The organism is Deinococcus metalli (assembly GCF_014201805.1).
Lineage (GTDB): Bacteria > Deinococcota > Deinococci > Deinococcales > Deinococcaceae > Deinococcus > Deinococcus metalli.
Genome location: NZ_JACHFK010000005.1, coordinates 1 through 11,916, shown reverse-complemented (window position 1 = coordinate 11,916; position 11,916 = coordinate 1). Strand labels below are relative to the sequence as shown.

The window sequence follows — 11,916 nt, the reverse complement described above, 5'->3', positions numbered from 1 at the left end:
AGTATGCTCAGCGAGGAGGAACGCCGCCGCATCGAGGCGGAGGAGGTGGCGGCTGCTCAGGCCCGCGCCGCCGCGCAGGACGCCGCCCGCCACCGGCTGGCGGCGCTGGCGTACCGCCGCGAGGTGCGTGCTGCGCTGGGCCCCCGCCCGCGCTGGTGGGCCGTGCGCTGGGCGCTGCCCTTCGTGCCGGTCGTGGCGCTCGTCGCGTGGCTGGCCGTGCGGCCCGCGGCGGCCCCGGCCATGCCGAACGACGCGCCGGGCGGCACCGGCGCCGCGGATCTGGTGGCCCGCTGCCAGACGAGTGTGTCGGCCGCGCTGCTGCTGCCCGTGGCCGACCTGCGCTTCCCGGCCGTGGCGGACGCCGCCCAGGGAATCAGCGAGGGCGCCGACGGAACGCGCTGGAATGCCGCGGTCACCCGCCCGGACGGCCGGATGCTGGACTTCACGTGCGTCTACTCGCCCGCCGACGACCGCATCCGCGTGGACGTGCTGGACGACCCCTGATCCGTGGTCCGCTGCGGCAGGGGTTCACCCGTGTCCTGTACGACCTTCAACGTTGCCGCTCACGTCTACCGACGGAACGGCACCGGAGTGTAGGCACGCCTTGACACCCTGCTTACCCGGCCCAGCCGCCTGGATGGCACACTGCTCCCGTGGCCCCAGGCCGCCCGGACGAGAGTTCCGCCGTACCCGGTCACGACAAGACGGCGAGACACCAAGGAGGTGTCACGTCATGGCGTGGATCTTGCTCGTTGTCGCGGGACTGCTGGAAGTCGGCTGGGCCATCGGCCTGAAATACACCGAGGGGTTCACCCGGCCCCTGCCCACGGTGCTCACGGTGCTGAGCATGATCGCCAGCATGGGCCTGCTCGGCGTGGCCGCCCGGACCCTGCCCATCGGCACGGCGTACGGCGTGTGGGTCGGTATCGGCGCGGTGGGCGCGGCCATTCTCGGCATCGCGCTGTTCCACGAGCCGGCCGGCGCCGCCCGCGTGGCCTTCATGGTCCTGATGGTCGTGGCCATCGTCGGCCTGAAGGTCACCAGCGGGCAATAGACCGCCGGCGAGGGGCGCCGGTGGCACCGAACTGTCAGGCCCTCAGCGGTTCAGGTCGAAGATCTCCAGATCGGCGTCCGTCCGGCCCTGCACATACGCGGTGAGGAGGCGGGCGGCCTGCGCGGAGTACGTGATGCCGTTGCCGCCGTACCCGAGCGCGAACAGCAGGCGCGAGCCCGCTTCCTTCGGGCCGATGTACGCGAGGCCGTCCTTCGTCTCGCCGAAGGTGCCGGCCCACGCAAAGGCGACCTCCAGCTCCAGGTCCGGCAGCAGCTTCTCGAGCTTGCGCTCCAGGCGCCGCTGTTTGCCCGCCAGCGCCTTCTCGCGCCGAAGGGGACTGTTGAAGGAGTCGTCCTCGCCGCCCATCACGATCCGGCCGTCAGCGGTGGTGCGGGCGTAGAGGTACGGGCGGGCCGTTTCCCAGATCAGGCAGCCGGTCGGCCAGGGCTCGCGGCCGACCGGCTCGGTCGCCAGCGCGTAGGAGTTCTTCAGCTGCGCCAGCCGCCGGCCCAGGAAGGTCTCGGCTTCGTAGCCGGTGGCGACGATCACGTACCGGGCCGTGACGGTCAGCCCGCGGTCGGTGTGCGCCGTGAACTCCGTGCGGTGCTCGTCCAGCCGCGTGACGGTGGTGCGGTCGTACACACGGGCGCCCCGGTCGCGGGCGCGCCACAGCAGGTGCTGCGCGAGGCGGTACGGATCGACCTCCGCGCCGTCCGGGCTGTACAGGGCGTTGGGCGCGCCGATCCCGAAACGGTCGCGCAGCTCGCGGTGGTCGAGCAGTTCGACCGTCAGGCCGGCGGCCTCGCGGGCAGTGTGTTCGCGTGCCAGCATGCGGGCGTCGCGGCGGGTGCTGGCGTAGTACAGGCTGCCGCGCTCCTTGAAGCCGCAGTCGTCCGGCAGCGTGGCCGTCACGTGCCGGATCATGTCGATGGACTCGCGGCACAGCTGGTACGCGCGCTCCGCGTGGCGCTGGCCGATCATGGGAATCAGGTCGACGAGGTTCGTGTCGATCTCGTATTGCAGCAGGGCCGTGCTGGCGCTGGTGCTGCCGGTGGCGACGTCGCGCCGGTCGAGCACCACCGTGTCCAGCCCGGCCGCGCTCAGGGCGTCGGCCAGCAGCGCCCCGGTGATGCCGGCTCCGATCACCAGCACGTCCGCTCGCTCACCCTGCGTCAGCGGCGGGTAGGTGTGCATGAGGCCGCTTTGCAGGGGCCAGAAGGCCTGCCCGGAGCGCAAATCCATGCTCCCGAATCTAGGGGCGCCGCGAGCGAACGGATGCGGGGGATGCTACAGGGTCGAGCTGCTGGACGTGGTCAGTCCCCGCTGCCGGGCAGCTGGGGCTTGGTGCCGCGGAAGGCGTCCTTCTTCTTCACACCCTTGAGCTTCACCACCTCGCCGCTGCGGGCGCTCTCGTACAGGGCGTCCATGATCACGTGGTCCTGCACGGCCTCCTCGCCCGGCGTCCACGGCGCCCGGCCGTCGCGGACACGCTGCGCGAAGTGGTCGAACTCCAGGCCGAACTGGTTGTAGTCGGGGAAGCTCGGCACGGTGGTGCCCGCGCTGTCCTCGATGGAGAGTTTCAGGCCCCGGTACGTGAACGCGGGGTCCATCAGCAGGCTGCCGCGGTCGCCCATCACGCGCAGGGTGTCGGTCTTGAACGCACCGTAACTGGTGTGCACGGTGGCAGTCACGCCGTCCGGGAAGCCCAGCAGGAAGCTGACGGACTCCTCGACCTCGCGGAAGCGCTTGTCCTTTTTGGGCTGGTGCAGGGTGGCAAAGACCCACTCGGGTTCCTGGCCGGTCACGAAGCGCAGCGTGTTCACGCTGTAGATGCCCACGTCCGGCAACGGGCCGCCCCCCGCGAGGTCCTTCTGGAGCCGCCACGCCGTGGGATCGTCCTCGACCTGCACGTGGATGGAATCGAGCAGCTTGACGGTGCCCAGGCGCCCGCCCTGCACGGCGTCGCGGGCCGCCCAGTGGTGCGGGGTGTACTGGCAGCGGTACGCGGTCATCAGCTGCACGCCGGCCTTCTTGCACGTGTCCACGATCTTCTGCGCGTCCTTGGCATTCATGCCGAGCGGCTTCTCGCTCAGGATGTGCTTGCCCATCTTGGCGGCGCGCGTGATGAACTCGCGGTGCAGGCTGTTCGGCAGCACGATGTACACCGCCTGCACGTCCTCCCGCTGCGCGAGGGCCTCGAAGTCGTCATAGGCGTACACGTCGCTGTCTTTCAGGTCGAGGGCGCGGGCGAACTCACGGCCCTTGTCCAGTTCGCTGGTGACCAGCGCGGCCACGTAGCCCTCCTGGCTGGTGCGCACGGCCGGAATCAGCTCCTCCACGCTGAGCTTGCCCAGACCGACGATGGCGTACCCGACCCGGCGGGATTCCGGGGTGGGCGGCTTGATGTGTGGTTTACGCGGCATGGACCCACGCTAGACGCGCGCCGCCCCGGCCGGGGTCAGCGCGCTTAAGGGGTTCTTGGGCGTTCAGAACCAGCGCTGCTTGCGGCCTTTGCCGCCCACCGCGCGGGAGGCGTGGCCCAGCAGGCCGTCGATGATCCGGTCACGTTTACGCGCCTTGACGTACTTGCCGCGCTTGGCCGCCTGGCTGCGGCGCACGAGGTTCAGCACCTCGAGCACGATGGGGGCGTACACCAGAACCTTGCCGAAGGTGCCGCTGCGCGCGGCGCTGCGTGGGGTCTTCATGTGCCGGAATACGAGGGGCTGTGCCTCCGGGTTCCCGTCACTCCGCCAGCGGCGCCGGGTGGCTGTGCGCCGCGTGCGCCACGGCCAGGGCGTCCAGCGTGGCGCCCGCAGTCAGCAGGTGCCCGCGCCCGGCCAGCAGGTGAGCGGCGTAGCGGGGCACCTCGCCGGCCCGCAGGTGGGCGGCGGCGGTGCGCAGGTGCCGGGCGGCGACCTCCAGTTCCTGCGCGGCACGGATGGCGTCGACGGCGGCCTGCGCTCTGGGGTCAGTCATGGGCGGAGTGTGGCACGTCGGCACGCGCCCGGTACCCTCACCCGTCCGTCCGGGCGCTCCGGTCCGGTTCATAGATCAGGAGCATCACGCCGGAACCGAGGTCGCGGGCGCTGCTCAGGGCCAGGCGCAGGGGGTCGCCCTCACCGAACAGGCGCTTGCCGCGTCCGAGCACCAGCGGGTAGACCATCAGCCGGAGTTCGTCCACGAGGTCATGGCGCAGCAGCGTCTGCACCAGGGTGCCGCTGCCATACACCAGGAGAGCTCCTCCCTCCTGCGCCTTGAGGTCGCGCACGGCGGCGACCACGTCCCCGCCCAGCGGCGTGGCGTTCCAGTCGAGGCTTGTCCGGGTGGTCGTGGCGACGTACTTCGGCAGGCGGTTCATGCGCTCAGCAAACGCTCCGGTGGCTGTCGGCCAGTACGCGGCGAAACCGTCGTAGGTCACGCGGCCCAGCAGCAGCGCGTCCGCCCCGAACAGTTCGTCGCGCTTGAAGGGGCCGTCGTCGGGGGCGTAGTCGCGCTGCCACGGGGTGGCTTCCTCGTACACACCGTCGAGCGTCAGGAACTCGGTCACGATCAGCTTGCGCATGGGGGCTCCTTGCGACCACTGTACCGCCGGGCCGGCACGTCCGGCGTATGCGGACTGGAGCGTGCGGGCCCGCCCGGCGCGGCCGCGTCACGCTACGCTGGAGGCATGACCGCAACCCAGGACAGGGTCAGCAGCCTGCGCGAGCAGCTGGTGGCATGGCGTCGGCACCTGCACATGAACCCCGAGGTGGGCTTCCACGAGCACAACACGGCGGCCTTCATCGAGGCCGAGCTGAGGGCGATGCCGGGCCTGACGGTCACGCGGCCCACCGAGACCAGCGTGCTGGCCGTGCTGCGGGGCGGCAAGCCGGGCCGCACGCTGCTGCTGCGCGCCGACATCGACGCGCTGCCCATCCAGGAGGAGAACACCTTCGAGTTCGCGTCGAAGAACGCGGGCGTCATGCACGCGTGTGGGCACGACGGGCACACCGCGATCCTGCTGGGCACCGCCAAGCTGCTGTCCGAGCACCCGCAGGACGTGCCGGGCGAGGTGCGCATGATCTTCCAGCACGCCGAGGAGATCGGGCCGGGCGGCGCCGAGGAACTCGTGATGAACACGCCCCTGATGGACGGCGTGGACGTGGTCACGGGCCTGCACCTGAACAGCCAGCTGCCGGCCGGGATGGTGACGGTCAAGCCGGGCGCGTTCATGGCCGCGCCGGACATGCTGGAACTCACCATCCAGGGCCGCGGCGGTCACGGCGCCCACCCCGAGGAAGCGGTCGATCCGATCGCGGTGGGCGCGCAGGTGGTCACGAACCTGCAGCACATCGTGAGCCGCCACGTGGGCGCACAGGACGCCCTGGTGATCAGCATCACGTACTTCCGCAGCGGCACCACGCACAACGTCATCCCGGACAGCGCGCAGCTAATGGGCACGGTGCGGACCTTCGACCCGGTCCTGCGTGACAAGGCCCCGAAACTGATCGAGCGGGTCGTGAAGGGCGTGTGCGACGCGCACGGTGCGACCTATGACCTGCGCTACGAGTTCGGCTACCGCCCGCTGATCAACACCGACTGGGTGGCGGCGCAGCTCAAGCAGATCGCGCTGGACACCGTGGGCGAGGAGCATTTCCAGGACGCCCGGCCCACCATGGGCGGCGAGGACTTCAGCGCGTACCTGGAAAAGGCGCCGGGCGCGTACTTCAACGTGGGCGCCGGCAGCGACGCGGCGGACAGCCGCTGGCCGCACCACCACCCGCGCTTCACGCTGGACGAGGCCAGCCTAGAGACCGGCGTGCGGATGCTGCACGCCGCGGCCCTGAAGCTGACCGGCCCGCAGACCTGAGCCTGGGCGCTGTCAGCGGGCGCCGCCCGGCCCGGCCGTGCTGCCGCGCACGACCAGCCGGGTGGGGAGGGTCACGTTCTCGGCCGGCGCGCCGCCCAGCAGGCTCAGCAGCGTCTCGCCCACGTGGCGGCCCTTGTCGGCGGTGGGCTGCCACACGGTCGTGAGGCCCAGCGCGCTGGAACTGGGCAGGTCGTCGTAGCCGATGATGCTCAGGTCGCCCGGCACGCTGCGCCCCAGACCCTGCGCGGCGCGCAGCGCGCCCTGGGCCAGCACGTCGCTCATGCACAGCACGGCGGTGATCTGCGGGTGCGCGGCCAGCAGGTCGAGCGTGCGCAGTTCTCCCTCCTGCGGGGTGTTCTGCTCGGTCTCGACGGGATACAGGGCCGCGCCCTGCGCGCCGGTGCGGTAGCCCAGCAGGCGCTCGGCGGTCGTGCGGTACGACGTGGCGCGCTCTCGTTCTGGCGTAACGGGGCCGCTGTGGCGCTCCGGTCCGAGTTCCAGGCACACCACGCCGATGTGCGCGTGCCCCAGGTCGCGCAGGTGCCGGGCGGCCTCGCGGGCGCCGCCGGCGTCGTCGATGCCGATCTGCACGGCCTGTGGATGGGCGTACTGGTCGACCAGCACGGTGGGCAGCCCGCGGTCCAGCACGGCGCTCAGCAGGTCGCTGTCCTCCGCGGCGCAGTACACGATGAAGGCGTCCACGCTGGCGCTGCGGACCGGCAGGGCGTCGCCCGGGCTGGCGAGCAGCAGCAGGTTCAGCGCCTGCTCCTGGATGGCGTGCGCGACGCTCCCGAGGAACATCGCGGCGGCCGGGTCCGCGAAGGCGTACTCCAGCGGCGCGTCGTAGACCACGCCGACCACGCCGGTGCGGCCGCGGCGCAGGCTGCGCGCGAGCGGATCGGGACCGCGGTACCCGAGGCGCTGGGCGGTCTCCAGGATGCGTTCCCGCAGGTCCTGCGACAGCTGGTCGGGGCGGTTGTAGGCGTTGCTGACGGTGGCGACCGACACCCCGAGGGCGCGGGCGACCTCGCGCAGCGTGATCCGGCCCCCCCGGGGCGGGGCCTTGGCAGACGGCTTGGCGGGGGGCATACCGGAATGCTAGCGTATGGACAGCCGATCTGAATCGTTTCAGATTGTCCCCTGCTCCCCCGCCCCGAGGTGTCCATGACGACCGCGCTGTCCGTTTCTTCCCCCTCCCCGGTGCAGGCCGAGGCCGCCCGCCGCGCGGTGGGGGCCATCTTCCTGGTCAACGGCATGGTCTTCGCCACGTGGGCCGTGAACATCCCCACCGTGCGCGACACGCTGCATCTGGACGCCGCGCAGATCGGCCTGGGCCTGCTCGCCAGCGGCATCGGCGGCGTCCTGAGCATGAGCCTGGTCGGCCGCTGGACCGCCCGCTGGGGCAGCGACCGGGTCACGCGCGTCGCCACCGTGCTGTTCCTGCTGTCGCTGCTGCTGCCCCTGCTGGCCGCGAACCTGTGGACACTGGTCCTGGGTCTGGCGGTGCTGGGCGCTGCGAACGGCGTGATGGACGTTGCCATGAACGCCCAGGGCGTCACGGTCGAGCGCGCCCTGGGCCGGCCGATCATGAGCCGGCTGCACGCCTACTTCAGTCTGGGGGGCCTGCTGGGCGCCGCCCTCGGCACCCTGCTGATCGGCCGCGTGCCGCTGCTCACGCACGCCCTGATCGTGGTGGTCGCCACGGTGGCCGCCGGCCTGTATGCGCTGCGCTTCCTGATCCCCGACCCGCCCGCCCCCACCACGCACGAGGACGGCACGCCCGCCGCGTCCGTGCCGCTGTTCGGCGTGGCCGTGCTGCTGCTGGGCGCCATGTGCTTCCTGGGCATGCTGGCCGAGGCCGCGAACTACGACTGGACCGCGCTGTACTTCCGGGACGTGCTGGGACTGGCGGGCGGCGCGGCCGGTATCGGCTACACGGCCTTCGTGACCACCATGACCCTCGGCCGCTGGTTCGGGGACATGGGCCGCGCGCGCCTGAGCGACGAGCGCATCGTGCGGATCGGCGCGCTGACCACCGCCGTCGGGCTGGCCCTGGCCCTGCTGTGGCGCGAGCCGGTGCCGGCCACGCTGGGCTTCGCGCTGTCCGGCCTGGGCCTGAGCAACGTGGTGCCCGTGATGTACGGCACCGCCGGGCACGCCCTGGCCGGGCGCGGCATTGCGCTGGTCGCCGCCATCGGGTACGGCGGTTTCCTGCTCGGCCCGCCCGTGATCGGCTTCGTGGCCCGGCAGGTCGGCCTCCCGGCGGCGCTGGGGATCGCCCTCGCCAGCGCCGCGCTGATCGTGGTGCTCGGTGGCCGCGCCTTCGCGCTGGTGCGTGGCGGGTCCAGCCCCACCCCGGCCAGCACGTCCTGAAACGGGGCACAGACGTGCAATTCCACGTCCGGGGAGGGTCAGCGCCTTCCCCGGACGTAGTTTTCCCCCAGGCTCAGCGGCCTATGTACCGCGCGCGGGGCCGCAGCATCCGGCCGCTGCCCAGCGCCTCCAGCGCGTGTGCCAACCAGCCCACCGCGCGGGCGAGGGCGAATACCACCACCGCCGCCTCGGGCGGCTGATCCAGCGCCAGCACCAGCGCGCCCAGCGCCAGGTCGACGTTCGCGGCCTCGCCGGTCTCCCCGGCCATCACGGCCCGCAGCTCCTGCGCGCTCCGGACGGCAGCCGAGTGACCGAGCTGGAGGGCCAGGGCGTCCAGCAGCGCCGCGCCGCGCGGATCGCCCGCCGGGTACAGGCGGTGCCCGAAGCCCGGCGGGTGCCCGTGGCGCCGCGTGGCGCTACGCAGGGCTGCCCGGGCACCGTCCCGCGCCGCGTGGTTCAGCAGCTCCGCCGCGTCGAGGGCCGCCAGACCGTGGCGAGGGCCCTGAAGCGCCGCCAGCGCTGCCAGGGTGGCGTGCGGCAGGCCCGCACCGCCGCTGGCCGCCACGCGGGCCGTGAAGGTGCTGACGTTGAGTTCGTGGTCCGCCAGCAGCACCAGTGCGCGGCGCAGCAGCTCCGCGTGGGCGGGCACGCCCCACACGCGGGCCAGCCGGGCATGCAGGCGCAGGTCCGGGGCGGGTGGCACGCCGTGGTGGCGCTCCAGGGCCGCGTACAGCAGGTTCAGCACGCGCGCCGCGTGAACCGGGCCGGCCTGCGGCCGGGCGTCGTGGGCGGTCAGGTCGTGTGCCCCGGCGTGCGTCAGGGCGTACGCGAAGGCCTCCAGCGGCGTTCCGGCGGGCGGAAGCGCGCCCGGGTGCAGGCGGGCCCGCAGGGGCAGGGCCGCCCACGCGTCCGGGTTGTCAGCCCACAGCAGCGCCGCGACGGCCTCGACGCTGCTGGTCTCGGCCAGGGTCAGGACATCGTGGCCGCGGTAGGTCACGCGTCCGTCCGCGATGCGCGTCAGGGCGCTGTCGAGCACCGGCCCGCCCCAGTCCAGCGCGCTCCCCACCGCGTCCTGCACGGCGCCGTCCGGGTCGCGGCGCAGGCCCTGGCGGGCCAGCAGGGCCTGCACGTCCCCCGCGTGGTAGCGCCGCGAGCGTGTGCCGTCCGGCGCGGCCTCGCTGCGGATCAGGCCGCGCGACACGTAGGCGTACAGCGTCGCGGCCTTTACGCCCAGCCGCGCGGTCGCCTCGCCCGCCGTCAGGTACGTCACGTCGGTCATCCTCCGACGCTAACATTGATTGGCCGATCAAGATTGACGACCTGTACAGCCGGGCGCAGGATGCGGCCATGACCATGTCCACCCCCACACCGGTGCCTGACGTCCCTCAGCCCGACCTCTTCCCCGGCACTTTTCCGCCGGACGCCTTTCCCCGGGTGGTCTGGGAGGAGCGGCCCGGCACGCTGCCCGCCCGCGCGTGGACGACCGAGACCACGCACCGCGACGGCCAGCAGGGCGGCCTGCCGCTGACCACCGAGGACGGCCTCGCCATTTACGAGCGCATGGGCGAGTTCACCGGCACGACCGGCGCGATCCGGCAGGCGGAGTTCTTCGTGTACCGACCGGCCGACCGCGCCATGCTGGAGGGCGCGCTGGAGCGCTGGCGCGGCGGGCACCCGGTCGAGCCGACCACGTGGATCCGCGCCACCCGCCGCGACGCCGAACTCGTGGCCGGGCTGGGCGTGCGCGAGACGGGCATGCTCGCCAGTGCCAGCGACTACCACACCTTCCACAAGTTCACGCCCGGTGGCCGCGCCCAGGCCGCCCGCACCTACCTGGACGCCGTGCAGGCCGTACTGGACGCGGGCCTGCGCCCGAGACTTCACCTGGAGGACGCCACCCGCGCGCCCCGCGAATTCATCCTGCCCTTCGTTGACGCCGTGCAGCGCGTGGCCAGCGCGTACCCGGACACGCAGGCGCCCAAGTTCCGCATCTGCGACACGCTGGGGCTGGGCCTGCCGTGGGACGGCGTGGCGTGGCCGCGCAGCGTGCCCGGCCACGTCCGCGCCCTGATCGCCGCGGGCATCCCCGGCGAGCGGCTGGAGTTCCACCCGCACAACGACACGCACCTTGTCGTCGCCAATGCCCTGGCGGCCGTGTTGGCCGGGTGCGCCGCCATCAACGGCACGCTGCTCGGCAAGGGCGAACGCACCGGCAACGTGCCCCTCGAGGGCGTGCTGCTCCACCTGAGCGGCCTGGGTCTGGTGGACGCCCCGGACTTCACCGCCCTGAACGCCCTGGCCGACCTCTACGCCGCGCTGGGGCAGGGCGTGCCGCCCCAGTACCCCCTGTACGGCCGCGACGCCCACCGCACCCGCGCCGGCATCCATGCCGACGGCCTCAACAAGTTCTGGCCGATGTACGCGCCCTTCGATGTTCCCACCCTGCTCGGCCGGCCCCTGAGCCTGTCCCTGACCAAGGACAGCGGCGTGGCGGGCCTGATCTTCCTGATCCGGCAGCACACCGGCCGAAGCTGCGACAAGACCGACCCTGGCCTGCTGGCCCTGCACGCCCAGCTGAACGCCGAGTTCGATGCGGGCCGGCAGACCGCCGTGGAGTGGGAGGAGATCGAAGAGCGCGCCCGCAGCGTCGTGGCGGGAATGGTAGCCTCCGTGGAATGAAAACCGACGCGTACCGCGTGAAGGAAGGCAAGAAGGTCAAGCTCGCCGAGTGGAAAACCGATGAGGACGGCGGCCTGGAACAGCACGACGCCAAGGTGCTCACCAAGGAACTGCAGGAGCAGCTCGCCGAATGGCAGGAACGCCTGTACGCCGAGCGGAAACAGGCGCTCCTGATCGTCCTGCAGGCCCGCGACGCCGGCGGCAAGGACGGTGTCGTGAAGCACGTGGTCGGTTCATTCAACCCGAACGGCCTGACGATCGCGCCCTTCAAGGTACCCACCGAGGAAGAACTTGCCCACGACTTCCTTTGGCGCATCCACGCGCAGGTACCCGGCAAGGGCATGATCGGCGTCTTCAACCGCAGCCACTACGAGGACGTCCTCGTCACGCGCGTGTACGACATGATCGACGACAAGACCGCCAAGGCGCGGCTGCGGCACATCCGGCACTTCGAGGAGCTGCTGGCAGACAGCGGCACCCGCATCCTGAAGTTCTACCTGCACATCAGCCGCGACGAGCAGAAGCGCCGCCTCCAGGACCGTCTGGACGAGCCCGGCAAGCACTGGAAGTTCAACCCCGGCGACCTGAAGGACCGCGAGCACTGGACCCAGTTCACGGCCGCGTACCAGGACGCCCTGGGCACCAGCACGGCCGACGCACCGTGGTACGTGATTCCCGCCGACCACAAGTGGTACCGCGACCTGCTGATCAGCCAGATCCTGCTCGACACACTGAAAGACATGGACCCGAAGTACCCGAAGACGTCGTTCGACCCGGCAGAGATCCGGATCGAGTAAGGGAGGTTATACAGCTCAGGCCCGGTCGCCTATGCCACCAGGCCTGAGTTTCGTCATATACAACAAGAACCCCCCTCGTGTGAGGGGGGGTCCTGAATTCTGGAGCGGGAGACGAGATTCGAACTCGCGACATCTACCTTGGCAAGGTAGTGCTCTACCAGCTG

13 protein-coding genes and 1 riboswitch are annotated in these 11,916 nt (G+C 71.6%); of the genes, 6 read left to right on the top strand and 7 right to left on the bottom strand.

Going from position 1 to position 11,916, the window contains the following annotated elements; all coding sequences use genetic code 11:
- The first annotated feature begins 3 nt into the window (after positions 1 to 3).
- Positions 4 to 504 (top strand): hypothetical protein, encoded by a 501-nt coding sequence (locus HNQ07_RS10765; RefSeq protein WP_184111631.1) that lies wholly within the window; start codon positions 4 to 6, stop codon positions 502 to 504.
- 146 nt (positions 505 to 650) lie between these two features.
- A riboswitch (guanidine-III (ykkC-III) riboswitch) is annotated at positions 651 to 714 on the top strand.
- 19 nt (positions 715 to 733) lie between these two features.
- Positions 734 to 1,054: a DMT family transporter gene (locus HNQ07_RS10760; protein ID WP_184111629.1), complete on the top strand. Its 321-nt coding sequence runs from the start codon at positions 734 to 736 to the stop codon at positions 1,052 to 1,054.
- Positions 1,055 to 1,096: 42 nt separating this feature from the next.
- Here HNQ07_RS10760 and HNQ07_RS10755 read toward each other — a convergent pair whose 3' ends face one another.
- The 5 genes from HNQ07_RS10755 to HNQ07_RS10735 all read right to left on the bottom strand — a co-directional run bounded on the left by HNQ07_RS10755 (position 1,097) and on the right by HNQ07_RS10735 (position 4,616).
- Complete coding sequence (locus tag HNQ07_RS10755) at positions 1,097 to 2,296, bottom strand: NAD(P)/FAD-dependent oxidoreductase (RefSeq protein ID WP_184111627.1); 1,200 nt, start codon at positions 2,294 to 2,296, stop codon at positions 1,097 to 1,099.
- A 71-nt stretch (positions 2,297 to 2,367) separates the two neighbouring features.
- Positions 2,368 to 3,477 carry a Gfo/Idh/MocA family protein gene (locus HNQ07_RS10750; protein ID WP_184111625.1) on the bottom strand — a complete coding sequence of 370 codons (1,110 nt, stop codon included), beginning with the start codon at positions 3,475 to 3,477 and terminating at the stop codon, positions 2,368 to 2,370.
- A 63-nt stretch (positions 3,478 to 3,540) separates the two neighbouring features.
- Positions 3,541 to 3,759, bottom strand: a complete 219-nt coding sequence (locus HNQ07_RS10745; protein WP_184111623.1) for a hypothetical protein — start codon at positions 3,757 to 3,759, stop codon at positions 3,541 to 3,543.
- A 37-nt stretch (positions 3,760 to 3,796) separates the two neighbouring features.
- The gene (locus HNQ07_RS10740) at positions 3,797 to 4,030 is read right to left on the bottom strand and encodes a hypothetical protein (protein ID WP_184111621.1); all 234 of its coding nucleotides are present in this window, start codon (positions 4,028 to 4,030) and stop codon (positions 3,797 to 3,799) included.
- A gap of 37 nt (positions 4,031 to 4,067) precedes the next feature.
- Positions 4,068 to 4,616 carry a dihydrofolate reductase family protein gene (locus tag HNQ07_RS10735; protein ID WP_184111620.1) on the bottom strand — a complete coding sequence of 183 codons (549 nt, stop codon included), beginning with the start codon at positions 4,614 to 4,616 and terminating at the stop codon, positions 4,068 to 4,070.
- A gap of 105 nt (positions 4,617 to 4,721) precedes the next feature.
- On the opposite strand from HNQ07_RS10735, the gene HNQ07_RS10730 reads away from it, so the two are divergent.
- Positions 4,722 to 5,903 carry a M20 family metallopeptidase gene (locus HNQ07_RS10730; protein WP_184111618.1) on the top strand — a complete coding sequence of 394 codons (1,182 nt, stop codon included), beginning with the start codon at positions 4,722 to 4,724 and terminating at the stop codon, positions 5,901 to 5,903.
- 12 nt (positions 5,904 to 5,915) lie between these two features.
- Here HNQ07_RS10730 and HNQ07_RS10725 read toward each other — a convergent pair whose 3' ends face one another.
- Positions 5,916 to 6,992 (bottom strand): LacI family DNA-binding transcriptional regulator, encoded by a 1,077-nt coding sequence (locus HNQ07_RS10725; protein ID WP_184111616.1) that lies wholly within the window; start codon positions 6,990 to 6,992, stop codon positions 5,916 to 5,918.
- A gap of 75 nt (positions 6,993 to 7,067) precedes the next feature.
- Between HNQ07_RS10725 and HNQ07_RS10720 the strand changes: the two genes are divergently transcribed.
- On the top strand, positions 7,068 to 8,276 hold the full coding sequence (locus HNQ07_RS10720) for an MFS transporter (protein ID WP_184111614.1): 1,209 nt from the start codon (positions 7,068 to 7,070) through the stop codon (positions 8,274 to 8,276).
- 73 nt (positions 8,277 to 8,349) lie between these two features.
- Here the strand turns inward: HNQ07_RS10720 and HNQ07_RS10715 are convergent, their stop codons facing one another.
- On the bottom strand, positions 8,350 to 9,555 hold the full coding sequence (locus tag HNQ07_RS10715) for a citrate synthase (RefSeq protein ID WP_184111612.1): 1,206 nt from the start codon (positions 9,553 to 9,555) through the stop codon (positions 8,350 to 8,352).
- A gap of 68 nt (positions 9,556 to 9,623) precedes the next feature.
- On the opposite strand from HNQ07_RS10715, the gene HNQ07_RS10710 reads away from it, so the two are divergent.
- On the top strand, positions 9,624 to 10,955 hold the full coding sequence (locus HNQ07_RS10710) for a hydroxymethylglutaryl-CoA lyase-like TIM-barrel protein (RefSeq protein WP_229831946.1): 1,332 nt from the start codon (positions 9,624 to 9,626) through the stop codon (positions 10,953 to 10,955).
- Complete coding sequence (locus HNQ07_RS10705; RefSeq protein WP_184111610.1) at positions 10,952 to 11,752, top strand: polyphosphate kinase 2 family protein; 801 nt, start codon at positions 10,952 to 10,954, stop codon at positions 11,750 to 11,752. The genes HNQ07_RS10710 and HNQ07_RS10705 overlap by 4 nt, the downstream gene beginning before the upstream one ends.
- Positions 11,753 to 11,916 lie beyond the last annotated feature (164 nt).